The organism is [Borrelia] finlandensis (assembly GCF_030438365.2).
Lineage (GTDB): Bacteria > Spirochaetota > Spirochaetia > Borreliales > Borreliaceae > Borreliella > Borreliella finlandensis.
In genome coordinates this window covers 328839-354560 of sequence record NZ_CP124070.1, presented here as the reverse complement: position 1 = coordinate 354560, position 25722 = coordinate 328839, and the positions used below count along the sequence as shown (strand labels likewise).

Sequence of the window (25722 nt, the reverse complement as noted above, 5' to 3'; positions counted from 1 at the left end):
AATAGTTTAAATGTAGTTTTGTTAATAGCTTAAGCTTAATAATAAGAGTTCATAGAATGATAAAAACAATGCTTTTATTAGTTTTGTATCCTGTTGCTGTGTTTTCTCAAATATCTGCAAATCAATATTTTGAAGGAATTTATGCTAAATATCAAAATATAGAGGATATGCAAGCAACAATTAATTTTACTTTAAAGGGGTTAAAGCAAACAGGTGTTTTGCTTTATAAGTTTCCAGACAAGTTTATTATTAATTTAGATTCAAATAATCAAGTTTTTGTAAGTGATGGTGAATTTTTGACAGTTTATGTTCCATCTCTTGGGACTTCTTTTAATCAGCAATTATTAAAGGGTAGTAGTGGAGGAGGTCTTATGAAAGTTTTAAATAGTGAGTACAGCGTATCTTATACCAATTCTCCAAATTTAGAAGATCTCGATTCATCTGAGCCTGGAAAATATATTAAATTAACTTTTTCTAGAAAGCTTTACAAGGGGGCTGCTACTATTAATTCTTTTATTATTGCTTTTGCTCCGGATGGAATAATTAGAAGAATTACTGCTTTTCCTACTAGTGGTGGGCGCGAAATAGTTATTGATTTGACTGCTGTGAAGTTCAATGTTGGAATTCTTGATAGCAAATTTAAATATGATCCTCCAAAATCTTCAAATAAGGTAGACAATTTTTTATATGATATTAAAAAAAATTAAGGTTTAAATCTATGGAAGAAAATGATTTTATTAAATTTGGGAGTTACTTGAGAAAAGTTAGAGATAGTAAAAATTTTACTCTTGAAATGGTAGCTGAGGATATTAAAATTTCTATTAAGTATCTTAAGGCCCTTGAAGATTCTAATATTGAAATTTTCCCAAACGAAGTTTTGGCTGTTGGATTTTTAAGAACTTATAGCGAATATTTAGACATTGATTCTAGATTGATATCAACACTTTTTAAGGATTATAAAAGTAGACTTAATAATAGTTATATTGGGATTAAATCTGAAGATAAAATTTCAAATTTAGGGTTTTTAAGCGACAATAAAGTTTCAGAAAAAAAATTGTTTTTTTTTAGTTTAGAGTCTTTAAGTATTTTTAAAGTCTTTTTAGGCATTGTTGGTGTTCTTTTATTATTATTTGTGTTTGTATATTTTAGAGAAGTGGAAGGCTATTTTAAAAAATTTTTCAATCTTAGCCAGGATGAAAAGATAATTTCAAATATTCATGAAGTGTCTTTTGATAAAAAGAATTTTTGGAACGTTTCTCTTAAAGAGGGAGATTTTTTATCTTTAACGTATAGTGATGATATTGCAAAATATAGAGCATCGTTTATTGGCGATGATTTAGTTATTGTTGATGAGTTTAAAAAAAGTAAGAATATTTTAAATTTAGGAGAGTTTAAAGAGATAAATCTTGATGATAATATTAGAGTCAAAATTATTTATGAGAATTATTATTATGATAAGTTGAAAATAGCTCATGTAAGTTTAGAGTCTTTTGCCTTAAATGTTAAATATGTATCTGAAACTAATATTGACAATAGATTTAATATTTTAAATTGGCAGTTTGATGTTAAGGGAACTGAAAAATTGCCGAGCAGCAATTATCTTACCCTATATTCTTCTCAAAAACTTTCAAATGTTGATTTGAAAATCGATTTTCTAAATGATACATTTTTTAGATATGCCGATGAAAACAATCTTTATGGCAAGTCTCTTTTTGCATCCAAAGGTATTCCTATTAATTTAGCTTTTGAAAAATCTTTGATACTATTTTTTTCAAGACTTTCTGATGTTAATATCATTCTTAATGACAGAGACATTACTCCTTTTTTAAAAGAGCAGGGAAAAGAAATTTTTGCTGTTCAATTTTTTTGGGTAAAGACCCCCTCAGGGTTTGATCTTAAGGTTTCTGAAGTTTATTAGTGATGGATAAAATAAAAAAATTTTTTTCTAGTTTAAATACTTCTCAAGAAAAAATTGTTTTTAATAAAAGTAAAAATCCAATGCTTGTTTTAGCAGGGCCTGGAAGTGGTAAAACAAGAGTTATAATTGCAAAAATTGTGTATTTAATCAAACATATGAATATAGATCCTAATGAAATTTTGGCTTTAACTTTTACCAATAAAGCTGCAAATGAAATGAATGATAGGATAAATGATCTTTTAAAATTTGATAAAAAACTTCATATTCAAACTTTTCATTCTTTTGGGTCTTGGCTTTTGAGAGTTTACTATAAGGATTTTAACAAAAATTATGATTCAAATTTTACAATTTGGGATACTAATGATGTTGTTAAATTTATTAAACAAATTGATCTTGCTCCAAATCTTGAAATGGCAAAACATATTGCAGCTTTGATTTTAAAAGACAAAGAAAATTTTTTCTTAGAAAAATTTATTGAATTTACAGAAAAGGAATATGAGTATATTAAAATTTATGAGGAAGAGAAAGCCAAAAATAATGCTTTTGATTTCTCAGATCTTATTATTAAGCCTATTTTAATGCTGAGGCAATCTAAATCTTTAAAAGAGTCTATTCAATCTAGATTTAAAGTTATTTTTGTAGATGAATATCAAGATACAAATTATTCACAATTTTTATTTTTAAAAGAACTTTATTTAGATGGTATGTATTTTATGGTCGTAGGAGATGAAGATCAGTCAATATATTCTTTTAGGGGAGCTAGAATTGAAAATATTCTTGAATTTGAAAAAACTTTTGACAATGTTATTAAATTTTATTTAGTTCAAAACTATCGTTCAAATTCAAATATAGTGGGCATTGCAAATGAGGTTATTTCAAAAAATAAAAATAGATACGAAAAGCAAATAACAACTCAAAATAGTTCTAATAAAAGGATGAAATTTTTAGTTTTTCAAAGCACTTCAGATGAAGCTGAATATTTTTCTAATTTGCTTATTTCCAATGATATTCAGACAGCAATACTTTATAGATTTAATTCTCAATCTTTTCATTTTGAAACATCTTTTTTAAAGAAGAATATCCCATACAAGGTTTTAGGATCAATTAAATTTTATGATAGAGAGGAAATAAAAGATATTATTTGTTTGCTTAGGCTTTTTATAAACAAGAAAGATAAAATATCTTTCTTGAGAATGATAAACAAGCCTTCTAGAGGAATTGGAAAAACTACTCTAGACAAAATAATTAGTTCATTAAACGATGAAGATGTTAATTTCAATTTGTTTTGTGCTAGTAAAAAGACTTTAGGTTTGCTTAAAAATAGAGCCAAAGAGTCCCTTTTATTATTTTTAAATGTTTATGATGAGCTGGGTAAAAAACTTTTTGAAGATAATTATATTAATTTATCTACTTTTATTGAGGATGTCGTAATTAGGTTTGGTCTTTTAGATTATTATAAAAAATTTGATAAGGATGAAAAATTAAGAAATATTGATGAACTTATTAATAGTGGAATTGAATATTCAGGCACGTTTGAAGGTCTTGCTATATTTTTAGAAAATTCTTCACTTTCTCCTTTAATTTCTGGAGATTTTAAGTCCAATATACTTTTGTCTTCAATTCACGGTGTTAAGGGGCTTGAATTTGATAGAGTTGTAATTTCTGGGCTTGAGAAAGGTCTTTTACCTGCTGAAATTGAAGAATTAACAGAAGATAGACTTGAAGAGGAGAGAAGGCTTTTTTATGTTGCAATCACAAGAGCTAAATCAGAGCTTATTGTTACCTTAAACTTAAGGCGAGCTTTTAGAGGTTCTTATAAGGGCACTTTGCCTTCTGTTTTTTTCCAAGATATTGACAAAAACTCTTATGACATTATCTTTATCCCTGAGTATTTAAAAGAGAATTTTAATAATTTTTTTATTAATAATAAAAGGGATATTGGATTTAATATTGGAGACTATATAATTTATAATGGAGAAAAGGGAATAGTTGTTGATAGCTGGTACCAAAGCAACTTGCAGTTTGTTAAAATTAGCTTGAGAAATGGTAAGAAAGCTATTTTGAGTCCTGAGTATATTAAAAAAATTATCAAAGTTTAGAGGTTTATTTTGAAAGATATACATTTAAAAAATAGCTTAAAATTAAGCTTAGTGACACTTAATAGAGAGAGTGAAGATCAATTTATTTCAAAATTTGAGAAAGTTATTAAATTGGTTAATGAAATTTCAAATTTTGAGGTTCAAATTAATTTTAATGCTAATAAGAAAAAGATTTCTACGTTGCGCGAGGATAAAATAGAATTTTCTCTTTCTATTGAATCAATTAAAAAACTTAGTAATTCGTTTTTAGATGGATATTTTTCATCTCCTAAAATATTGGAGTAAGGATAAGGTGTTGGACTTAAGTAATTTAACTTTAACCAAAATTCAAGAATTAGTTTTAACTAGAAAATGTAAAATTTATGATATTTTGCTTGCTTATAAAAATAATTATGAGCTAAATAAAGATATCAATGGATATATTGAATTTTTTGATGATTCTTTAGAGATTGCAAAAAGGTATGACGATTGTTTAAAAAATTGTGAATTAGAAGATTTGCCGTTAATTGGTATGCTTATTGCAGTTAAAGATAATATTTCAATTCAAGATAAATCTTTAACTTGTGCTTCTGAGATTTTAAAAGGTTATATTTCTCCTTATGATGCGACTGTGATTAAAAGGCTTAAGAATAAAGGAGCAATTTTAATTGGTAGAACCAATATGGATGAATTTGCCATGGGCTCTACTTGTGAATTTTCTTATTACGGCGCAACTTTAAATCCTTTAAATAGAGAATATGTTATAGGTGGTAGTTCTGGAGGCTCTGCAGCTGTAGTTGCAGCTTTTCAAGCGCCTTTTTCGCTTGGTAGTGATACTGGGGGTTCTGTTAGGCTGCCCGCATCTTTTTCAGGAATTTTGGGCTTTAAACCTTCTTATGGAGGTCTTTCTCGCTATGGGCTTGCATCTTATGCTTCGTCTTTTGATCAAATAGGATTTTTTTCTCATTCTATTGAAGATATTGCTTTGATTTTAAAGCATACTTGTGGATCTGATAAAATGGATTTTACTAGCGTAGACATTTTTGATGATTTTTATCCTTTAAAAATTGAATCGTTGCAAAGTAAAAATTTAGCTGTAATCAAAGAGCTTGGCGAAGATCTAATGGACAAAAATGTTGCAAATAGTTTTGCAAAGTTTAAATTAGACCTTTTGTCAAAAGGCATTAATATAAAAGAAGTTTCAATAGAAGAGATTAATTTTATTTTATCAATTTATTATACAATTTCTCCTGTTGAAGCATCCTCCAATCTTGCTCGTTATACTGGACTTTGTTATGGCAAGAGAATCTCTGAAAGCTTGAGTCTTAATGATTTTTATTTTAAACATAGGAGCAATTTCTTTTCAGAAGAAGTTAAAAGGCGTATTGTTCTTGGAAATTATCTGTTATCAGAAGGGTATGATTCTAAATATTATGCAAAAGCTTGTGAAATTCTTCAAAATTTGATTATTCCTAAATTTAACAAGCTTTTTGAAAGTTGTGATTTTATTATTACCCCAACAAGCTTTGTTAAGCCTTTTAGACTTGGTTTGGATTTTGATGATCCTGTTAAAATGTATTATTCAGATATTTGTACTGTTATTGCAAATCTTATTGGAGCTCCTGCTATTTCGCTTCCATATTCTAAGGATGAGGAAGGATTGTCAATTGGGATGCAAATTATTGGGCGTAGCAAGAAGGATTTTGAACTTTTAAGTTTTTCAAAAAATGTGATTAGGGAATTAGGACTTAATGGAATATAAATTAGTTATTGGATTAGAAATTCATGTTCAACTGGGTTTAAAAACAAAGGCTTTTTGTGGATGTAAAAATGAGTTTGGAGGAGTTCCCAACTCTCGTGTTTGTCCAATTTGTCTTGGATTGCCGGGTTCATTACCAAGTGTGAATGTAGAGCTTATTAATAGTGCAATTTTAGCGGGGCATGCCACAAATTCAAAGATTAGAAATGTTGTTAAATTTGATAGAAAGCATTATTATTATCCAGATTTGCCAAAAGGATATCAAATCTCGCAAAATGATAAGCCAATTTGTGAGGGGGGAAGCTTATTGATTGAAACCCCTTCTGGGCCCAAAAAGATTAACATTATTAGAATTCATATGGAAGAAGATTCTGGCAAGAGCCTACATTTACTGGACAGTGAAAATCAAAGCTATGTTGATTTTAATCGTTCGGGTGCTCCTTTGCTTGAGATTGTTTCTGCTCCAGATATTAGCAGTGGGGATGAGGCAGTTGCTTTTTTAAGCTCTTTAAGAGAAATTTTTAGGTATCTTGATTTGTCTGAATGTAATATGGAGAATGGTTCTTTTAGATGTGATGTAAATGTTAATTTAATTGTTAAAGAGAATGGTGTTGAGTATAAAACTCCTATAGCTGAAATAAAGAATTTAAATTCTTTTAAATCTATTAAAGTGGCCATTGAATATGAAGAATTAAGGCAGCAACAGGAGTGGGTTCAATTTAAGAAAACTCTTGATAGTTGTGGTAAGCACACTAGAGGATTTGATTATAAGAGTGGAGCAACGGTTATTCAAAGAAATAAAGAGACAGTATCTGATTATCGCTATTTTCAAGAGCCCGACCTGCCTTTAATAGAGATTGATGATTCTTATATTGATAATATTAAAAATTTAAAGTTAATTGAACTTCCATTTCATGCAAGAATTAGGCTTAAGGGCCAATATGGGTTAAGTGATTTTGATGTTATTACTTTAACAGCAGATAAGCACCTGCTTAAATATTTTGAAGAGGCTGTTATTAATTCAAGCGATCCTAAAAAAGTAGCCAATTGGATATTGTCTGAAGTTTTAAGCGTTCTTAATGATAAAGGAATTAGTGTTCTTGAATTTAATTTGCTTCCAAGCTATATTACAGAGCTTGTTGAATTTATTGTTGCTGGCAAAATAAGTGGCAAAATGGCAAAAAGGGTATTTTCAGAGATGATGACCAGAGGAGTTTCTGCCTCTGTTGTTATAAGTGAAAATCAATTAGAGCAAGTAAGTGATAAGTTTGTTATTAAGCAGATTGTGCTTAAAGTTTTAGATGAAAATCCTAAATCAATTGAACTTTACAAAAAGGGCAAAGATCATGCTATCAAATTTATGATGGGGCAAATAATGAAAAAATCTTCAGGAAAGATTAATCCTATACTTGCAAATGAAATTCTTTTAGAAAGTTTATCAAATGTATGATTTGCCTTTAATAGACAATTTACCAGTGATTAAAAGGGCAAGATTTTTTTATCTTTACGATATTCATGGTAAGAGATATTTGGATTTATATTTAAATGGTGGAAAAAATTTTTTAGGTTATAGGGTTCAAGGTTTAAATCGTCTTTTTAAACAAACTATGTCAAGGGGTTTGATATCTCCTTATCCTTCTGTTTTTAAAAATCAGTTTATCAATTTGGTATTTACTTTTTTTAAAGAGGCTGGGGCTGTTTATATTTTTAAGCTAGAAAAAGATGCAAAAGAATTTTTATTATCTTTAACTGGTAAAAATAAATTTTTTATGCCCTGGGAAAAAGAAGAAGGAATATATGAGTTTAGAGTAGGATTTAGCAATATTAAATATCCTATGATTTTTAATATTCCTTTGCCCGATTTTATGTCTGTTAGCATTGTTGTTATGGATAATCTTTCTAGAAAAATAGAATTTAAAGATAATTTTGATGCTGTAACTTTATCTTTAGCTAGACATACGTTAAGCAAGCTTTTATTTTATAAGAAAAATATCGATATTGATTTTAATTCTTTTGCCACACCTTTGTTTAGAATAACCGATAGGTATATGCTTCCTCTTTATGATGCTTGTTATCATGCTGAAATTTTTAATGAATTTCTCAAATTTGGGTATTTAATTAGTCCAAATTTTAGTATTCCATCTATTGTTCCCTTGAAGTTCTCTAAAGGAGATCTGGATAATTTTAAAAAACTTTGTTTTGCTCTTAAAAATAAGTTTATTGATGGACTTGACAGTGAACCTTACAAATAATACAATGAATGAGATTTATACATAAAATTATAAAGGGTATAGCGCTATTATGAATAAAATAACCAATAATGATACGATTTGGATCAAGCCAAAGACTGTTGAGAAAAAATGGTATGTAATTGATGCAGCAGATAGAATTTTAGGTAAAGTTGCTGTGGATGTTGTTAAAATTTTAAGAGGCAAACATAAGGCTTATTATACTCCCCATCAAGATTTAGGTGACAATGTTATTATTATTAATGCTTCTAAAGTTAAGCTGACGGGAAAAAAATATCAACAAAAACTTTATTATAGGCATTCAAGATATCCTGGAGGTCTTTATTCTGACACTTTTAGAACATTGTCAGAGAGAAAGCCTTGTGCTCCTCTTGAAATTGCTATTAAGGGTATGTTGCCAAAAGGCCCTTTGGGGCGTAATCTTTTTAGAAATTTAAAAGTCTTTTCTGGTTCAGAGCATACTCTTAAAGCTCAAAATCCTATAAAGCTGTAAGCTAATTTAGAGAGGTAAAATGAAAAAATCAAATTTTAGCAATGTTAATTTATCAATGGGAACTGGTAGGAGAAAATCTTCTGTTGCTAGAGTTTACATTAGAGAGGGTATTGGCAATATCAAAGTAAATAATAGAGACTTTGACTCTTACATCCAACTTGAAAATTTAAGAACAATGGCTTTATCGCCTTTGGTTTTGACAAACACACTTGGGAAATATGACCTTTATATTAATGTTTATGGGGGAGGGATTTCAGGTCAATCAGGGGCAATAAAGCACGGCATTTCAAGAGCTCTTTTTGAACTTGATGAATCTAATAAGATGATTTTGAGATCTAATGGTTTTTTAACAAGAGATTCAAGGAAGGTTGAACGTAAAAAATTTGGGCAGAAAAAAGCACGAAAAAGTTTCCAATTTTCCAAAAGATAATTTTATTTTTTTTATACATTTTACATTTTTATTTAATTAAAAAAATCCCTGTAAAAGGGATTTGATTTATTTTTGTTTAATGGAGTAAAAGACGCTTTTACCGTGGTATTCAGCAGTTGTTTCCAATTCTTCCTCTATTCTTATGAGTTGATTGTATTTTGCTATTCTGTCTGTTCTTGAGAGTGAACCAGTTTTGATTTGTCCTGTTCCAAGAGCTACTACAAGATCAGCTATTGTTGTATCTTCTGTTTCTCCCGATCTGTGAGAGACTATTGCCGTGTAACCTGCTTTTTTAGCCATTTCTACAGCTTCAAATGTTTCTGTTAGTGTTCCAATTTGATTGACCTTAATAAGGATTGAATTAGCAACTCCCATTTCAATTCCTTTTTTAAGAAACGAGGTATTTGTTACAAACAAATCATCTCCAACAAGTTGTATTTTGTTTCCAATTTTGTCTGTAAGTTTTTTCCATCCATCCCAATCTTCTTCAGCCATTCCATCTTCAATTGAAATAATTGGATATTTTTCTACCCACTTTGCCCAATATTCAACCATTTGTTCGGAAGTAAGTTCTTCTTTTGTTGACCATTTAAGTACGTATTTTTTTATTTTTGGATCATAAAGCTCAGATGTTGCGGGATCAAGAGCTATTGCAATGTCTTTTCCAGGCTCATATCCTGCCTTCTTTATTGCCTCTATAATCACTTCACAGGCTTCTTCATTTGATTTCAAATTTGGAGCAAATCCTCCTTCATCTCCAACAGAAGTTGCATACCCTTTGCCACTTAGAATGCCCTTTAGCGTATGAAAAACCTCTGCTGCCATTCTTATTGCTTCACTGAATGTTTTTGCTCCTATTGGCATTATCATGAACTCCTGAAAGTCAACAGAGTTGTCAGAGTGGGCGCCGCCATTAATAATATTGCACATAGGTGTAGGCAAAATGTTGGCTTTGTACGCTCCAAGATATTGATAAGGCTTAAGTCCAAGGTACTTTGCAGCAGCTTTAGCTGTAGCTATTGAAACTGCTAAAATTGCATTAGCACCAAGCTTTTCTTTTGTAGGGGTGCCATCAAGTTCAAGCATTTTTCTGTCGATTGCAACCTGATTTAAGGCGTTCATACCTTCAAGTTCTGGGGCAATTATGTTTTTTATATTTTCAATTGCCTTTAAAACCCCTTTTCCCATATATACAGACTTATCACCATCTCTAAGCTCAACAGCCTCGTTAATTCCTGTTGATGCACCTGATGGTACGGCAGCTCTTCCGTAAGTTCCATCTTCTAAAATGACATCAGCTTCAACTGTTGGATTGCCTCTAGAATCAATGATTTGTCTGGCTTTGATTTCATAAATGTGAAAACCCATTTTTTGTACTCCTCGTATTATTTACTTTAATGTATGTTTTTAGTATAATGTTAAAAAGTTTAAATGTGTAGTATTTTGCCAAAAGAATTATTATTGTGAGCTTTGTGTATAATCTATGAAAGAAAGGTGTTTGTATTTATTGGTTTTTGTAGCTTTATGTGTTAACAATCTTTTTTCAGATGATTATTTAATTTATGATTTTGATTTAAGTTTGAATGAATTTCTAGAAGTTTCAACAAGAAAAGACAATCTTGAGCCTATGGTTGATTCCAATCGTATATTATTGTTTTATCCTCCCAATAAGGAAATTAGAAAAATTTTTGCTGCCTTTGACTTTGATCAGTATTCTAAGAAATATTTATTCAAAAAAAATGAGCATGGAGTTTTTTTTGTTAAAGTTAATATTCCTCATGGCACAAGCAGCCTAAAATATAGGCTTATTGTAGACGGTGTTTGGACTAATGACGAGTATAATAAAAATGTAGTTTATAATGAGGATTTAATCCCATTTTCTAAAATTGAGGTCTCTAAAGAGAAGTCCAGCTATATTTCTTTAAGAAATCCAATACAATCATATGATAACAATGAAATTGAAATTTTTTATATAGGTCGTCCTGGACAAATAGTTACAATAGTTGGTAGTTTTAATAATTTTAATCCTTTTTTAAATAGGCTTATTGAGAAAGAGGACAATAAGGGAATTTATACTATTAAGCTTAAAAATTTACCCAAGGATAGAATTTATTATTATTTTATTGATTCTGGTAACAAAGTAATAGATAAAAATAATGTTAATAGAATTAATTTATACTTTGTTGAGGGAATTGATAATAAAATAGATTTCGAAGTTTCCTATTTTGATCATAAGTAAGCTTTTAATTATTTATCTATTCATCTCATCAAAAAGATATTTAGATACAAAGTGATCTTTTTCTACTTCTTCGAGCTTTGGATGTACTTGGGTTGATAAATGAATTTTTCTAATGTTTGCTAGAGTTTGCTCGTCTAGTTTTATATTTTTATTTTTTCTTTTTTCGGGGTTGATTTCAGGAATTGATGCTATTAGCATTTTAGTATATGGATGAATTGGGTTTGAAAATAGCGTTTCTCTAGGTGCAAGTTCCAGGATAACTCCAAGGTACATTACAGCAATTTTATCACTCATATATTTTACTACGGCAAGATCGTGAGAAATAAATAAATAAGACAAATTGAATTCTTTTTGCAGAGCTTTTAGAAGATTTAAAATTTGAGCTCTGATTGATACATCAAGCGCAGAAACGGCTTCGTCTAAAAGCAAAAGCTTAGGATTTAAAGCTAGTGCTCTAGCAATTCCTATTCTTTGTCTTTGTCCTCCTGAAAATTCATGAGGATATCTGGTTAACATATTTTTATGTAGTCCAACAATATCTGTTAGTTCGTTTACCCTTTTTTCTATTTCTTGTTTTGTTTTTGGAAGAATTTTGTTTTCATTATATATTTCTAGTGGTTCTGCTATTATTTCTTTTATTGTCATTCTTGGGTCAAGCGAAGTATGAGGATCTTGGAATACCATTTGCATATCTTTTTTTGTTTTTAAGAGTTCTTTTTTTGAAAGTTTAGTTATGTTTTTTCCGTTAAAGTAAATATTTCCAGAAGTTGGCGTGTAAAGCTGCATTATTGAGCGAAGAGTAGTAGATTTGCCGCAACCAGATTCTCCTACGAGTCCTAAAGTTTTATTTTTTTCAACTTCAAAGCTAACATTGTTTACCGCATTTACTTTTTGTTTGTTTTTCCAGAATAAAAAATCTTCTCCTGTTGTGAATGTTTGCATTAAGTTTTCTACTTTAAGAATTATTTCTTTTTTACTGCTCATTTAAAACTCCTCGGTGCTGGTTTTTGTGATCTTTATAGGGTTTTCTTTTATTGAATAAAGCTTTTTATTTGGATCGTGTTCTAGCGTAAGAATTGATTTTAAAAGCCCAATGGTGTAAGGATGCTTAGGATTGTTAAATATTTCCTCTACTGTTCCTTCTTCTACAATTTTTCCTTGATACATTACAGATACCGTATCACAAATTTCAGCAACAACTGCAAGATCATGAGTTATAAATATGGTAGAGGTATTGAATTTTTTAGATAGGTTTTTGATTAATAATAATATTTGCTCTTGGATTGTAACATCAAGTGCTGTTGTCGGTTCATCTGCTATTAATAAGGATGGATGACAGCTAAGAGCCATGGCAATCATAACTCTTTGTCTCATTCCTCCTGAAAATTGATGTGGGAAATGTTTTATTCTCTCTTCTGCATTTACAACGCCAACAGTTTTTAACATTTCTATTGCTTTTTCTTTGGCTTCTTTTTTCCCTAATCCTTGGTGCAAGATTATTGTTTCTTCAAGTTGAGTTGATATTCTTAAAAATGGGTTTAATGAAGTCATTGGGTCTTGAAATATCATTGATATTTTATTCCCTCTGATTTTTAAAAGTTCTTTTTCGCTAAGTTTTAGCAAATCTTGATTTTCAAATAGTATTTCTCCACTTTTATATACCGTTGTAAGTTCTGGTAATAATTTTAAAATAGCCATACTTGTTACGGATTTTCCACTTCCGGATTCTCCAACAATAGCTCTAATTTCTCCTCTTTTTACAGATAGGTTAACATTGCTTACGGGATGAATTGTCGTATGTTTTAATCTAAATTCAACTGTTAAATTTTTTATTTCCAATATATTTTCTTTTTCCATTCAATTTCTCCTTAGATGCTATCTTTTGGATCAAAAGCATCTCTTAGCCCGTCACCTAAAAAGTTCATAAATAATAGAAATATTGTCATAACTATAGCTGGAATAAAAACTTTCCATGGATATTCAACAAATGCAGCAATTCCATTTTGCACTAATTCTCCCCAGCTTGTCATTGGAGCTGAAATTCCAAGTCCTAAAAAGGATAAAAATGCTTCAGCCATAATGAAGCTTGGAACCCTTATTGTTGTGAATATAACGATCATTCCAATGCTATTAGGGATTAGGTGTTTTAAGATTATTCTTTGATTTGTTGCGCCAAGCGTTTTGGCTGCTTGTATAAATTCTGAACTTGATAGTGATTGTACTTGACCTCGTACAACTCGAGCTACTGTTAGCCACGACACAAATGCAAGTGCTATGAATAATCCTATTATACTTCTTTCCATTATTGCCATTAGTATTATTACAATAAGCAGATAGGGTAGTACGTAAAGAATTTCGATTATTTTAGTTATTATTTTATCAGGCAATCCCCCAAAAAATCCCGCTATGGATCCCAGGATAGTTCCTATTATCATAGACAAAAAAGCCCCAATAAATCCTACAGAAAGAGAAATTTGACTACCTTGTATTAATCTTGCAAGCAAATCTCTTCCAAGATTGTCTGTACCAAGCAAATATACTCTTTTATGTATTTTTACTTCCCTTTTATCTATTATTTGAACTTCATTTTCTATTTTTCTTTTTATGTCTTCGAGTTTTTTTAGTTCTTCTTCGTTTATTTCTCTTTTTTCTTTTTTTGCTAATTTTTCAATAAATTTTTTTTCTTTATTGTACCAGAGTTCTCCAGCGGCCTGGAAAGATGGTGGCAAATCAGAATGCTCTACTATTTGAGTATGGTATTTATATATTGGCAATATTGGTTGTAAAATGGCAATTAAGATATAAAATCCAATTACAAAAAGACTGCCAAATGCAAGCTTATTTTCTTTAAATCTTGACCAAGCTCTTCTTTCAAGTTTAGAATTGTTTTCTTCGTTTTGTTTTTTAAGGCTATTCATTTTGATTTCCCCTTATACTCTTGGATCTAACATTTTGTATATAATATCTGATATTAATATGGAAATAAGCAGGATTATTGAATATACTAATAGTCCTCCCATTAATACGGGATAATCTCTGTTTAGTGCGGATTCTGTTATAAACATTCCCATTCCAGCAATTCTAAATATTTTTTCAATAACTACGCTTCCAGATATTATAGCAGCAAATGCTGGGCCTATATAGCTTACTACAGGCAACATTGCTCCTCTTAACATGTGCTTTATAACTATTGTTTTGAAGCTTAGCCCTTTTGCACGTGCAGTTCTTATAAAGTCACTCTGTATTATTTCTAGCATTGATCCTCTGATTATTCTTGCGAAAATAGCTACATTAGGCATGCTAAGAGTTATTATGGGTAGAATTAAATTTGAAAATCCTCCTCTTTCTGTAATCCATCCAGAGGTATAAAGCAAGCCCCATTTAATTGCAAAAAAGTATTGCAAAATTGGCCCTATTACGAATAATGGTATTGAAATCCCCAATATTGCTATTGATGTTATTATATAATCCACATAAGTATTTTTATAAATGGCAGCTAATATACCTATTGGTATTCCTATTGATAGTGATATAATAAGGGATATTACTCCTAGTGTAAGTGATTTTGGAAATCCTAATTTTATGTATTGATTGACTGTAAGGTCTTTCTTTTTTAAAGAAGGCCCCAAGTCTCCTTTGAGAGCATTTGAAATGTAATAAAAAGCTTGAATATAAAAAGGTTTGTCAAGGTGATATTTTTCCATCAATCTTGCTTTTACTTGAGGATCAATAGGTTTTTCAGAATCAAATGGACTTCCAGGAGCCATTCTCATTACAAAAAAGCATAAAAAAATTATTACCAGTAAAGTTGGTATTATTCCTAATATTTTCTTTAAAGTAAACTTTAACATTTTTGCTCCTTTGTAAATAGATATTGATAACTTACGTATTAGTCAATTATATCATATAGTCTTTATTGTTTTTCAAGCTATGGTTGATAATTTTTGATAGAATAGGGGGTTTTTTGTATTATAATGATTAATTTAATTTTTAATAAAATGTATTTTTTGTTTTTAATTTTTTATTTAAAATTTTATTGTCTTGATTTGAGAAGAATTTTTTTGTGTAAGATTCTAAGTAAAATTATCATAGAATCTTACACATTATTTATGTATTTTTGTTTTAAATAAAGATACTGTCTTAAGCTTAGTCAGCTTTGCTTTTAGACTTAAATATTGTTTTTGATTTATATTAAAATCCTTTTAAAATTAATTATGTTTTGCATTTTTAATTGGTTTTAATTCAGAAAGATAATAAACCTCTGATACATTAGGACTCCATCCAGTCCATTTATCGTTTCTAAAAAGATAATGCCCAGAATATATGTATATTGGTGCAGCAGGAAAATCTTTTTCAATTATTATTGATTCTGCTTTTCTGAGCAATTGTTTTCTTTTTATAGGATCTTTTTCAAGATCTGATTCTCTGATGAGTTTGTCAAATTCTAGGTTTGAATATCCGTATGATGCAAGTTGTGAATTTTCTTTTGTGAATATAGTAAAGTATGTGTGTGGATCTAAATATTCCCCAATTCGCCCAACTCTTATTATTTCAAAATTGCCAGTATTTCTGCTGTTGGTAAGAACAGGCCAATTTTCGTTAGTAAGCATAAGATTGATATTTAGAATTTTTTTCCATTGGTTTTGAATAAATGCAGCAATTTTTTTGTGAGTTTCGTTTGTATTATATTTTAGTGTTAGCATTGGGAATCCTTTCCCATTAGGATACCCTGCATCCGCCAAAAGCTTTTTAGATTTTTCAGGATCAAATAAAGCCAATTTTTTACCATAATTGTAATTTTCAAGATCAGGAGTTATTTCTCTTGTAGGAACTGTGCCATCATTTAGCACTTTGTAAGTTAAAGTTTCTCTGTCAATAGCCAAGGTTAAAGCTTCTCTAACTCTAGCATCATCAAGGGGTTTTATTTTTGTATTAAATGAATATAAATAAATTGCATTGCTTTTGTGTTGGTAATAGTCCTTTTGTAGTTTTATTTCATTTACAATGTCCGGCGGGATGCTGTTAAAAATAGCATCAATTTCGTTGTTTTTGTACATATTGTACACAGTAAGATCATTGTCAGACGTAATGTAGACAAGCTCATCAAGTTCTACTTCTTTTGCATTATAATAACGTTCGTTTTTTTCAAAGATAATTTTTTCATTAGGTAATCTTTTTTTTAATTTAAAAGGACCGCTAGTAACCATGTTTTCAGGGCTTGTCCAATTTCCCTTATACTTTTCAATCACATGAATAGGTACTGGCATGAATGCGTAATGTAGAAGCAGCTCAAGAAAATATGGCTTTGGAGCTGTAAGTGTTATTTCCAGCGTTTTACTATCAATTGCCTTGATTCCAAGTTCAGAATCGGATACTTTTCCGTCAAAATACTCTTGTCCATTCTTTATTGTTGATTTGAGCATGTCAACGTTTGTAGATCCTGTTTCTTTATTTAGAATTCTTAAAAAAGATTTTCTTATCCCTTCAGCAGTAATTTCAACTCCATCGCTCCAAAAAAGGTTGTCTCTTAGATAAAATTGATATGTTTTTTTATCTTTTGAGGCTTCCCAATTTTTAGCAAGTCCGGGCTTTAGCTTTCCTGTTTTGGTATTTAATGTCAAAAGCCCTGAGAATATTTGTTCTAAAATTCTTGCTCCTATTGTCTCATCTACCAAATGAGGGTCAAGCGATGAGGGCGCTCCCCCTATGTATACTTTAAATGCTAATTTTTCTTTTTCTGAATTATTATTACATGCAATTAAAGACACAGCAAGCATAAGCAGTGTTACTATTTTAATTTTTTTACCGATTTTTTTAGTTTTATTAAAATTCATATTAACCTTTTCCCCAAATTAAAATTATTTATTTATAAGTTTTAAGCTATCTTTTCTTTATAAGAAAGTCAATAAAAATCGTCCATAAGGAATAAAATAATAGACGATTTTTATTTGATTAAATTAAATATTAATTATTTATTTTTTAATTTTAGTTGAGATAAATCAAATCTTTCTAAAATATTGGTATTCCATCCTGTCCATTTGTCATTTCTGAAAAGGTAACTGTTCCCATATATGTATATTGGTGCTATTGGAAAATCTTTTTCAATAATTATCTCTTCTGCTTGTCTTAAAATGTCTTGTCTTTTTATTGGATCAAGCTCAAGGTCGGATTTCTTTATAAGTTCGTTGTATTCTGGGTTTGAGTAATTATGAGATGAGAATTGTGTGTATCCTTGTGTGAATATGCTTAAAAATGTCAAAGGATCAGCATAATCGCCTATCCATCCTGCTCTTGCTATTTCATAATTTCCATTTGCCTTAGTGTTTAAGTATGTTGTCCATTCTTCGTTTTCAAGCTCCACATCAATATTTAAATTTTTTTTCCATTGGTTTTGAATAAATTCACAAATTTTTTTATTTGCTTCGTTTGTATTGTATTTTAATTTTAAAATTGGAAATCCATTGCCATTAGGATACCCAGCTTCAGCTAGAAGAGTTTTTGCAATTTCAGGATTAAATAATTCTAAACTTTTTGCATAAGAATATGAACTAAAGTTGGGAGTTGCTCTTCTTGTAGGGGTAGTCCCGTTGTCAAGAACTTTATATGTAAGCGTTTCTCTGTCAATAGCAAGAGTTAAGGCTTTTCTAATTTTAACGTTGTCAAGTGGTTTAATGTGTGTATTGAATGCGTAAAAGTATATGGCATTAACAGCTGATGAGTAATAGTCGCTTCTTAATTTTAGATCTTTGATTAGATCTGGAGGTATGGAACCAAAAATTGCATCTAGCTCTTCATTTTCATACATTTTATACGCTGTTGAGTTGTCATTTGTTGTGTAAAATGTAATCTCTTCTAATTCTACTTCATTTGAGTCGTAGTATTTGTTATTTTTTTCAAAGACATATTTTTCGTTAGGAATTCTTTCTTTTAATTTAAAAGGACCACTTGTCACCATGTTTTCAGGGCTTGTCCAACTTTGTCCGTACTTTTCGGTAACATGAACTGGTACTGGAATAAATGATTGGTGTACTAACATATCAATAAAATAAGGTTTTGGTGATTCTAGTGTTATTTCTAATGTTTTTTCATCAATCGCTCTAATTCCAAGTTCAGAGTCAGACACTTGTCCATCAAAATATTTTTGACCATTTTTAATTACCGATTTAACCATTTCAACGTACTTTGAGCCAGTTTCTTTATTTAAAATTCTAAGATAAGATTTTCTAATTCCTTCTGCAGTGATCGCAACTCCGTCACTCCAAGTGATTTTTTCTCTTAGATTAAATGTGTAAACTGTTCCGTCAGAAGAAATATCCCACCCTTTTGCAAGTCCTGGTTTATTTCCCCCTGTATTAGGATCTCCTGTGACAATCCCTCTAAACATTGTGTCTAGCATTTTTGATGCGACATTATCGTCTGCTAATTGGGGGTCAAGACTGCTTGGCTCTGCCCCCAAACTTATTTTAAATGATACTCCTTCTTTTCTTTCCTCGTTATTACAACAAAGAAAAGTTAGAAAAAATATTATTAAAAATAATGACTTTTGTAATTTCATAATTTTTTATACCTCCATTTTAAAGTTTGTTTTAAAATTTAACTTTAATTTCATAATTTTCCTTCCGTAGATATTAATTTTAAATCTTAATTTTAAAATTACTTATTTTACTTAATTTTATTATTTTTTAGTTTTAATATCTTCATATAAATAGCTTTCTGCGATATTTGGTACCCACCCCGTCCATTTATCATTTCTGAAAAGATAATGAGATTTGGGTATATATAAAGGTGCCATAGGAAAGTCTTTTTCTGCTATTATTTCTTCAGCTTGTCTTAAAATGTCTTGTCTTTTTATTGGATCAAGTTCAAAATTAGATTTTTTTATTAAAGCATCATACTCTTTGTTTGAATATTTGTACGCTCCGAAAAAATGATTTTCTGTTGTAAATAAGCTGTCTAAGAATGTTAAGGGATCAAAATAGTCTCCTATCCACCCCACGCTTGACATTTGGTAATTTCCAGTTCTTCTGCTTCCTAAAAATGTTGTCCATTCTTCATTTTCGATTTCTAAGTTAATGTTTAGTATTTTTTTAAATTGTTCTTGTAAGAATTCTGCTGTTGTTGGTCTTCCCCCTGATATTTTAAATTTTAATGTGGGAAATCCTTTTCCATCCGGATATCCAGCTTCAGCCAAAAGTTTTTTTGCATTCTCAGGATCAAATAGTATTAAATTTTTCCCATAAGAATAATCATCAAATTTTGGAGTTAGGTTTCTTGTTGGATCTGAACTTCCCTTTAAAACTACTTTAGTTAAAGTTTCTCTGTCAATAGCAAGGGAGATGGCTTGTCTAACTTTTAAATTATCTAGTGGTTTTATTGTTGTATTGAATGCTATGTATGCCATTCCGTTTTTTAATCCGGAGTAATAATCATCTCTTATTTTAATTTCTTCCAAGTTATTCTTTTCTGCTCCTTGTAGAAAATCGATTTCACCGTTTATGTACATATTGTAGGCCACGTTACCTTCTGTTGGGTAAAATATTACTTCATCAATTTCTACATTTTTTGCATTATAGTATTTATCATTTTTTTCTATTACGATTTTATCGTTAATTGATCTTTCTTTAAGTTTGTATGCGCCACTAACAACTATATTTTCAGGATTTGTCCAATTTTTTCCATATTTTTCAACAATATGCATAGGAACTGGTATGTATGCTGTGTTTGTTAGCATATCGGGAAAATAAGGCTTTGGAGATGTTAATGTTATCTCTAGGGTTTTGCTGTCAATAGCCTTTATGCCAAGCTCAGATTCAGGCACTGTCTCATCGAAATATTCTTGTGCATTTTTTATTGTAGATTTTATTAAATTAGCATACATTGCAGCTGTTTTTTTATTTAAAATTCTTAGATATGATTTTTTTATCTCCTCAGCAGTAATGGCAATTCCATCGCTCCAAACTATATCTTCTCTTAGGTTAAATGTGTAAATAATTCCATCTTCAGAAATATTCCAACTTTTCGCAAGTCCTGGTTTATATTTTCCAGTTTGAGAATCTTTTACCGCTAGGCCTAAGAATAGGTTTGTAATAATGTTGCTACCGTAAAGGTCTGTTGAGAGTTGAGGATCAAGTGATGATGGCTCGCTTAAGTTTGATACTCTGAAAACTATTTTTTCTTTTTTAGCATTACTAATACATGCTATTAAAGAAAAAATTATTAGCATTAAGGCTATTTTTGTATATTTCATGGGATTTTCCTTTTTCAATATTTTATATATTTTTTGTTCTCATTCTTTATTAATCTTTTTTAATAAATTTTAATAAAGAATATTTATTTTGTTTTAATTTTAAATATGTATGCCTCCAGTACTTTGATTTGTCTTGCTTTGATTTGTCTTGTATTTAAATTTTACTTTAATTCTTGCAATAAAAAAAGTCTAATAATTTTAAATAGTTTTTAGTATTATTTGTCTATTGTTGCAAGCTAAAATTTTACTTTAATTTGTATAGTAAATAAGGTATAATGGTGTGAAATGTTTTCAAAAATGTATGCTTGTTTAATATTAGTTATTTATTGTTAGTCTTATAGAGCTTTTTGTCTTTAGTAAATAAAATATAACTAATGGTTAAGTGGCAACATAGAATGCTTTAAAGGGTGCTGGTTTTATGTTTGTACAAAATGAAAGTTTTGATAAATATTTTAAAGACATGGAAAGCGACTTTGTAAGTCAATTTAAGTCTGTTGAAAATGTTAATTATTTGGATAAGTCTTATCGAAATGCAGATTCTAATAGTAGAAGATTGGCAGATAGAATGATAGAGAGACTTCTTGAGAGTGGATCTACCATTGTTGGTATACAAAATATTTTAGAACTTTACCAAAAGACTAAATCTGGCAAGTCTTCAATTATATTAATGGAGCATTATAGTAATTTTGATTTTCCTTGTTTCCAATTTTTACTTTACAAAATGGGTTATCATGATATTGCAGATCATATTATTCCAATAGCTGGAGTTAAGCTTTTCAGGGATAATTTATTTGTTAAGACTCTTTCTTTGGGATACAATGCAATATTAGTGTATCCACCGCACGCATTTGTTGGGGTTGGTTTAGAACATGCTAGGCAAAGGCGTGTTTTTAATGCTAATTCTATGAAGTATATTTATGAAAAGAAAAATAGTGGGTACATTATACTTATTTTTCCTACTGCTACTAGGTATAGAAAAGGAAGACCTGAAACAAAAAAAATAATTTTAGAAATTGGCAATTATTTTAAAATTTTTGATTATTATTTGATGATTGGAGTCAATGGAAATGTTTTAGAAGTTTCTGAGGATGGAGATATGTCTCACGATGTTTTTAAAAGAGATTCACTTATATATAATGCTGACAAGGTTATAAGTATTGCTGAGTATAGGGATGAAATTTTAAACACCTTGAAAGATTCTCAGGCTGAGATTACAAAGGAAGTTTTGGGGTTAAAAATTGCTGAAGATTTAGAAAATCGCTTTAATGTTCTTCATGCAGAAGGTCATGAATTTTATAAAAAAAGCTTTTTATGAGCTAGGAACTTGATTACAATATGCCTGATGTAGATAAGATAATACAATTTAAAAGAGAAATATTAGATAATCTTTCTAATGAAAGATTATCTAAAGAATCTTTTGGCGTAAGCATGGATGTTAAGCTCCCTGAGCCTGGAGAGAGTATTGTTCCTTGGATAGGCGAAGATCTTGCCTTAGGTGAAACCGATGATGAACTTGATTTAAATTTTATGCTTGATGCTCTTGAGAATGAGGATAAATTGTCCTATTCTGACATTTTTAATGACAATTTGCCTTTAAGTGGTTCTGACTTGAGGGTTGATGTGGATTCAGAGCTTTCAACTTTAAATAATGATTTTGACGTTTCTTCTAGCGATTCTTTTGAGAATAATATTGACAAAGTTCTTGATGATAATTCTATTGATTTAGAAATTGCTTCTAAGCTTGATTTTGATAATTTAATCAATTCCCCAGAATTAAGTTCTGAGGAATTGATTAATAATCAAGGCAATAATAATTTTTTTGAAGCCAATAATGATTCTTCTGTTTCAGGGGATAGTAATTTTTTACAGTCTAATGAATTTAATGAATCTAATGAATTTAATATTGATGATGCGGTAAATGGCAAAAACCAAACAGATGAACAATCAGAGATGTTTGTTGGAGACAGTTTAAATTTAAGTGCCGATGAGGATGATTTTGAAAACGTTGTAGATGATTTTAAATTTTTAGAGTATGAGCAAAATGCAAATTTTAAACGTTTTGAATTTAAGGTTAATTACCCATTATTTTTAAAGCATTTAAATTCCTATCCTAGAAATTTAAGAATTGCAATTGCTGAAGCTTTAACTAAGGAAAATGTTTCAAGGTTTAAGCTTGAAGCGCTAATTGATCTTGTTGAAAAAAATAAAAAAAGGTTGAAATTTATTGCTAAATTTGTAGGAGATATTGTTGGGCGATCTATTAAATTGCCTGTAATTTATTTCAAGGCGGAAGAATTTAGCAAGCTTCAGCAAAAGTTGAGCTACAGAGTTTCAAGGGCTTTGCTACCTTTGATAAAAATAGCCTCTATTTTTGTTGTTTTAGTTTTAGTTTCTTTATACCTTATAGTAGATGTAATATTTTTTTATGTTGCCTCTGAGAGCAAGTATAAAGAGGGTATAGAATCTATATATGCAAATAAAAGAGATCTTGCCAAATCTATCTTTAGAGATGCTTATTATATTAGGCCTGATGATAAATGGTTTATTAATTATGCTAAGGCGTTTGAAGACGTTAGAGATTTTGATAGTGCTGAAGAGAAGTATGAGGAATTGTTTACTATTGAGCCTTTTTCTAAAAATTCTACAAACAGAAGACGAAAAAAGTTTAATAAGGAAGGATATATTTCATATGCTGCCATGAAAATTGGTCTTGGAGAGCACTCTGAGGCTAATTCAATACTTGATGAGGTTATATCTTATGATCTTTACGATTATGATGCTTTAGTATTAAAGGGAGATAATTATTTTAAATGGGCTAAAACAAATTCTAACTACTATAAAGATAGTATTAATAGCTATACGGTCGTGCTTTCTAAATATGGACAAAAGAAGGAAATTTTATTTAAGCTTTTCAATGCTTATATTGAAGCTAATTTAGATACCGAGTCCGACAATGTTAATAATTTTATTAAGTCAAATGAAATTCTAGATATTGATGAAGTTGTTTACACAAAATATGCTAAAAAGCTTGTAGATAAGTATGTCTCTTTTGTGACTTATAATCAAAGAGCAAATAATCTTGCTATAAATTTAAATTATCTTAATGGGCAAACAAATTTATTGAATAAGGAATTTTCTGATTTTAAAAGAAATGATGGCAGAACTATTTTTAAGCTTGACAATAATGTTAATATGAATTCAGAGATTGAATACATTCTCAGAAAAATATTGAATAAAAATCCCAATTACGACAAGGCACTTTTTGAAAGTGGAAGATATTCGTATTACATAGGAGATTTTAAGAAGGCCGAAGTTTATTTGCTTAAAGCGTTAAATAGTTTTAGGCATAAAAATTCAATTGAAGATGCTGGGGACAAGATATTGGCTTATAAAATTTTAGCGGACATTTATGAAAAATCTCGAGATTCTCTTAGGGCTAGTAATATTATTGGTTTAGCCTTGAGTGATTATTCTTTTTATAAAAAACATAATCTTATAAAAGGATCTAAGGAGATTTCTTCAATTTATGAAAAGCAAGGAGATATTCTTAGATCTTTAAATGACTTTAAGTCTGCGATATCTTCTTACAAATTGGCAATAAATGAGGGCGTTGATTATCCAGATGTTTGCTATAAAGTTGGACTACTTAGTTACAGAGAAAATAATTATGATGATGCATTGAAATATTTATTTAAAGTAGAGAGTATGGCGGGGTTTTCAAGTAGTAACGAAGTTTTAAATACTATTGCCCTAACCCTTTATAAAATAGGTGATTTTTTAGCTTCTAGAAGCTATTATTTAAGGGTTATGCAAAATTTAGAACTAGAGAAGGCTAATGTTTTGAATTTTAATCCCAAAGAAAATGATTATCATAAAACTCTTTTATTAAAAGAAGTTGAGACTTATAATAATCTGGGGGTTGTAGAAGTGATGGCTTCTTTTTCATCTATAAGAGACACTAAACTTTTTAATTCTGGGGTTAGCAATTTAAGCGAGTCAGCCAAGATTTTTGATATATTAAATAGGGATGAAGATATGGTGAAAAGTGTTAAAAAAGATCTTGCTAGTTTAAATCTCAGGAATATTTTTAAGAATAGTTTTTCTAAATCCAATGTTTTATTTTATGAAAATTTATCCGAAAAACTTTAATTATAGATCTTATTCATTGTTTTTGAGTTATTTATGAGGGTGGTTTCCTTATGAAGAAAATTTTTTTATTTCTTTTTATTAGCTTTTATTTGTTTGGATTTGAAGATAGTTCTTTGAAAATAGGCATTGATGATGTTTATGTTGAGGCTCATGAAGAGGGATTTCATCTTTTTATTAGAAAAAAACCTGCAATCAAATCAGTAATATTGACAGAGTCTTTTGAAATTCCTGATAAGAAAAAAGATGTGGCCACTTATTCATTTCGTACGTTAAGTTATAATAAGGTTAATGGAGATGAAATTCGTATTTTAAATGGAAGAGTTATTAAGAATAAAGAACTTTTATCATTGACATCTTCCACCCCTGTTCCTAATAAAAAGTTTGGAGAAGCTTTTCATATATTGATTCCAAAAAAATTAAAATATGGATTTCCAAATTTTTCAACAAGAAGTGGTGATATTGACTTAGAAGTATTAAAAAACAAAAAAGAGCCCTTTTGGTTTTCTATAAGATCTTTTGAGAAAAAATATAATGATTATTTGGGCAGGTATCAAGACAATGCTTATGAATTGCTTTTCAAGGATGATCAAAATCAGGGAAAAATTGAATTTAATGAATTAAAAGATACTTTTACAAAATTTTCAGATGAGGTTGTTATTGCTAATAATGGCATTGATATTGTTGATAAAATAAACAAAATTTTAAAAAACTCAGAAGATTCAGTTTATGATTTAGATTTAGTTCTTGTTGTTGACGTTACTGATAGTATGAAAAGCAATATTGAGATTCTAAAAGAGCATTTGTTTTCAATAATAGAACCTCAACTTCAAAAGTTTAAATCCTACAGAATAGGTCTTGTTTTTTATAAAGACTATCTTGAAGATTTTTTAACCAAAGCTTTTGATTTTAATACTATTCCTTATTTAAATAATATTCTTAAGTATGTTAATGTTGGTGGCGGTGGGGATTATCCAGAAGCTGTCTTTGAGGGGATTGATGCTGCTGTGACCCAGTTTGATTGGCGGGCAGAAAGAAGATTTATTATTGTTATAGGAGATGCGCCTCCTCATGAGTATCCAAGAGGGTCTGTTGTTTATAAAGATGTTATCAATTCTGCAAAGGAAAAAGATATTACAATTTATGGAATAATATTCCAGTAA

General features: G+C 29.6%; 21 protein-coding genes. 13 read left to right on the top strand and 8 right to left on the bottom strand.

Going from position 1 to position 25722, the window contains the following annotated elements; translation table 11 throughout:
• The first annotated feature begins 56 nt into the window (after positions 1-56).
• Genes QIA19_RS02250 through rpsI form a run of 9 tightly spaced genes read left to right on the top strand, consistent with a single transcriptional unit; the run spans position 57 to position 8927 of the window.
• Positions 57-707, top strand: a complete 651-nt coding sequence (locus QIA19_RS02250) for a LolA family protein (RefSeq protein WP_301365521.1) — start codon at positions 57-59, stop codon at positions 705-707.
• A gap of 11 nt (positions 708-718) precedes the next feature.
• The gene (locus tag QIA19_RS02245; protein WP_301365520.1) at positions 719-1918 is read left to right on the top strand and encodes a BB_0345 family helix-turn-helix protein; all 1200 of its coding nucleotides are present in this window, start codon (positions 719-721) and stop codon (positions 1916-1918) included.
• A gap of 2 nt (positions 1919-1920) precedes the next feature.
• Positions 1921-4017, top strand: coding sequence for an ATP-dependent helicase (locus tag QIA19_RS02240; RefSeq protein ID WP_301365519.1), 2097 nt, complete (start codon positions 1921-1923; stop codon positions 4015-4017).
• Positions 4018-4026: 9 nt separating this feature from the next.
• Entirely contained in the window at positions 4027-4302 is a 276-nt protein-coding gene (gene gatC / locus QIA19_RS02235) for an Asp-tRNA(Asn)/Glu-tRNA(Gln) amidotransferase subunit GatC (protein WP_008882666.1), read from the top strand.
• A 10-nt stretch (positions 4303-4312) separates the two neighbouring features.
• Positions 4313-5758, top strand: a complete 1446-nt coding sequence (gene gatA, locus QIA19_RS02230) for an Asp-tRNA(Asn)/Glu-tRNA(Gln) amidotransferase subunit GatA (protein WP_301366226.1) — start codon at positions 4313-4315, stop codon at positions 5756-5758.
• Complete coding sequence (gene gatB, locus QIA19_RS02225) at positions 5748-7205, top strand: Asp-tRNA(Asn)/Glu-tRNA(Gln) amidotransferase subunit GatB (RefSeq protein ID WP_301365518.1); 1458 nt, start codon at positions 5748-5750, stop codon at positions 7203-7205. Before gatA ends, gatB begins: the two co-directional genes overlap by 11 nt.
• On the top strand, positions 7198-8007 hold the full coding sequence (locus QIA19_RS02220) for a hypothetical protein (RefSeq protein ID WP_301365517.1): 810 nt from the start codon (positions 7198-7200) through the stop codon (positions 8005-8007). Before gatB ends, QIA19_RS02220 begins: the two co-directional genes overlap by 8 nt.
• A gap of 49 nt (positions 8008-8056) precedes the next feature.
• Positions 8057-8497, top strand: a complete 441-nt coding sequence (gene rplM, locus QIA19_RS02215; RefSeq protein WP_002556936.1) for a 50S ribosomal protein L13 — start codon at positions 8057-8059, stop codon at positions 8495-8497.
• A gap of 19 nt (positions 8498-8516) precedes the next feature.
• Entirely contained in the window at positions 8517-8927 is a 411-nt protein-coding gene (gene rpsI / locus QIA19_RS02210; protein WP_301365516.1) for a 30S ribosomal protein S9, read from the top strand.
• A gap of 66 nt (positions 8928-8993) precedes the next feature.
• Here rpsI and eno read toward each other — a convergent pair whose 3' ends face one another.
• On the bottom strand, positions 8994-10295 hold the full coding sequence (gene eno, locus QIA19_RS02205; RefSeq protein ID WP_301365515.1) for a phosphopyruvate hydratase: 1302 nt from the start codon (positions 10293-10295) through the stop codon (positions 8994-8996).
• A 139-nt stretch (positions 10296-10434) separates the two neighbouring features.
• Here eno and QIA19_RS02200 point away from each other — a divergent pair, with 139 nt between their 5' ends.
• Positions 10435-11166, top strand: coding sequence for an early set domain-containing protein (locus QIA19_RS02200; protein WP_301366225.1), 732 nt, complete (start codon positions 10435-10437; stop codon positions 11164-11166).
• A gap of 12 nt (positions 11167-11178) precedes the next feature.
• On the opposite strand, the gene QIA19_RS02195 is transcribed toward QIA19_RS02200, so the two are convergent.
• The 7 genes from QIA19_RS02195 to QIA19_RS02165 form a co-directional block, all read right to left on the bottom strand.
• Positions 11179-12150 carry an ATP-binding cassette domain-containing protein gene (locus tag QIA19_RS02195; protein WP_008882440.1) on the bottom strand — a complete coding sequence of 324 codons (972 nt, stop codon included), beginning with the start codon at positions 12148-12150 and terminating at the stop codon, positions 11179-11181.
• Positions 12151-13023, bottom strand: coding sequence for an ABC transporter ATP-binding protein (locus QIA19_RS02190; RefSeq protein ID WP_008882343.1), 873 nt, complete (start codon positions 13021-13023; stop codon positions 12151-12153).
• Positions 13024-13034: 11 nt separating this feature from the next.
• Positions 13035-14084 carry an ABC transporter permease gene (locus QIA19_RS02185; protein ID WP_301365514.1) on the bottom strand — a complete coding sequence of 350 codons (1050 nt, stop codon included), beginning with the start codon at positions 14082-14084 and terminating at the stop codon, positions 13035-13037.
• 12 nt (positions 14085-14096) lie between these two features.
• Positions 14097-15017, bottom strand: coding sequence for an ABC transporter permease (locus tag QIA19_RS02180; RefSeq protein ID WP_008882696.1), 921 nt, complete (start codon positions 15015-15017; stop codon positions 14097-14099).
• 357 nt (positions 15018-15374) lie between these two features.
• Entirely contained in the window at positions 15375-17000 is a 1626-nt protein-coding gene (locus tag QIA19_RS02175) for a peptide ABC transporter substrate-binding protein (protein ID WP_301365513.1), read from the bottom strand.
• 134 nt (positions 17001-17134) lie between these two features.
• Entirely contained in the window at positions 17135-18721 is a 1587-nt protein-coding gene (locus QIA19_RS02170) for a peptide ABC transporter substrate-binding protein (RefSeq protein WP_008882564.1), read from the bottom strand.
• Between the two features lie 120 nt (positions 18722-18841).
• On the bottom strand, positions 18842-20413 hold the full coding sequence (locus QIA19_RS02165; RefSeq protein ID WP_301365512.1) for a peptide ABC transporter substrate-binding protein: 1572 nt from the start codon (positions 20411-20413) through the stop codon (positions 18842-18844).
• 418 nt (positions 20414-20831) lie between these two features.
• On the opposite strand from QIA19_RS02165, the gene QIA19_RS02160 reads away from it, so the two are divergent.
• The 3 genes from QIA19_RS02160 to QIA19_RS02150 are packed head-to-tail and all read left to right on the top strand — an operon-like array spanning position 20832 to position 25722.
• Positions 20832-21728, top strand: coding sequence for a 1-acyl-sn-glycerol-3-phosphate acyltransferase (locus QIA19_RS02160; RefSeq protein ID WP_301365511.1), 897 nt, complete (start codon positions 20832-20834; stop codon positions 21726-21728).
• Between the two features lie 20 nt (positions 21729-21748).
• Positions 21749-24562, top strand: coding sequence for a periplasmic flagellar collar protein FlcA (gene flcA / locus QIA19_RS02155; RefSeq protein ID WP_301365510.1), 2814 nt, complete (start codon positions 21749-21751; stop codon positions 24560-24562).
• Between the two features lie 50 nt (positions 24563-24612).
• Positions 24613-25722: a VWA domain-containing protein gene (locus tag QIA19_RS02150; RefSeq protein WP_301365509.1), complete on the top strand. Its 1110-nt coding sequence runs from the start codon at positions 24613-24615 to the stop codon at positions 25720-25722.

Excerpts from the sequence above, each read along its gene's own strand:
- QIA19_RS02250 (WP_301365521.1), top strand. The coding sequence starts at position 57 with ATGATAAAAACAATGCTTTTATTAGTTTTGTATCCTGTTGCTGTGTTT.
- QIA19_RS02245 (WP_301365520.1), top strand. The coding sequence starts at position 719 with ATGGAAGAAAATGATTTTATTAAATTTGGGAGTTACTTGAGAAAAGTT.
- QIA19_RS02240 (WP_301365519.1), top strand. The coding sequence starts at position 1,921 with ATGGATAAAATAAAAAAATTTTTTTCTAGTTTAAATACTTCTCAAGAA.
- gatB (WP_301365518.1), top strand. The coding sequence starts at position 5,748 with ATGGAATATAAATTAGTTATTGGATTAGAAATTCATGTTCAACTGGGT.
- QIA19_RS02220 (WP_301365517.1), top strand. The coding sequence starts at position 7,198 with ATGTATGATTTGCCTTTAATAGACAATTTACCAGTGATTAAAAGGGCA.
- rplM (WP_002556936.1), top strand. The coding sequence starts at position 8,057 with ATGAATAAAATAACCAATAATGATACGATTTGGATCAAGCCAAAGACT.
- rpsI (WP_301365516.1), top strand. The coding sequence starts at position 8,517 with ATGAAAAAATCAAATTTTAGCAATGTTAATTTATCAATGGGAACTGGT.
- eno (WP_301365515.1), bottom strand. The coding sequence starts at position 10,295 with ATGGGTTTTCACATTTATGAAATCAAAGCCAGACAAATCATTGATTCT.
- QIA19_RS02195 (WP_008882440.1), bottom strand. The coding sequence starts at position 12,150 with ATGAGCAGTAAAAAAGAAATAATTCTTAAAGTAGAAAACTTAATGCAA.
- QIA19_RS02190 (WP_008882343.1), bottom strand. The coding sequence starts at position 13,023 with ATGGAAAAAGAAAATATATTGGAAATAAAAAATTTAACAGTTGAATTT.
- QIA19_RS02185 (WP_301365514.1), bottom strand. The coding sequence starts at position 14,084 with ATGAATAGCCTTAAAAAACAAAACGAAGAAAACAATTCTAAACTTGAA.
- QIA19_RS02180 (WP_008882696.1), bottom strand. The coding sequence starts at position 15,017 with ATGTTAAAGTTTACTTTAAAGAAAATATTAGGAATAATACCAACTTTA.
- QIA19_RS02175 (WP_301365513.1), bottom strand. The coding sequence starts at position 17,000 with ATGAATTTTAATAAAACTAAAAAAATCGGTAAAAAAATTAAAATAGTA.
- QIA19_RS02170 (WP_008882564.1), bottom strand. The coding sequence starts at position 18,721 with ATGAAATTACAAAAGTCATTATTTTTAATAATATTTTTTCTAACTTTT.
- QIA19_RS02165 (WP_301365512.1), bottom strand. The coding sequence starts at position 20,413 with ATGAAATATACAAAAATAGCCTTAATGCTAATAATTTTTTCTTTAATA.
- QIA19_RS02160 (WP_301365511.1), top strand. The coding sequence starts at position 20,832 with ATGTTTGTACAAAATGAAAGTTTTGATAAATATTTTAAAGACATGGAA.
- flcA (WP_301365510.1), top strand. The coding sequence starts at position 21,749 with ATGCCTGATGTAGATAAGATAATACAATTTAAAAGAGAAATATTAGAT.
- QIA19_RS02150 (WP_301365509.1), top strand. The coding sequence starts at position 24,613 with ATGAAGAAAATTTTTTTATTTCTTTTTATTAGCTTTTATTTGTTTGGA.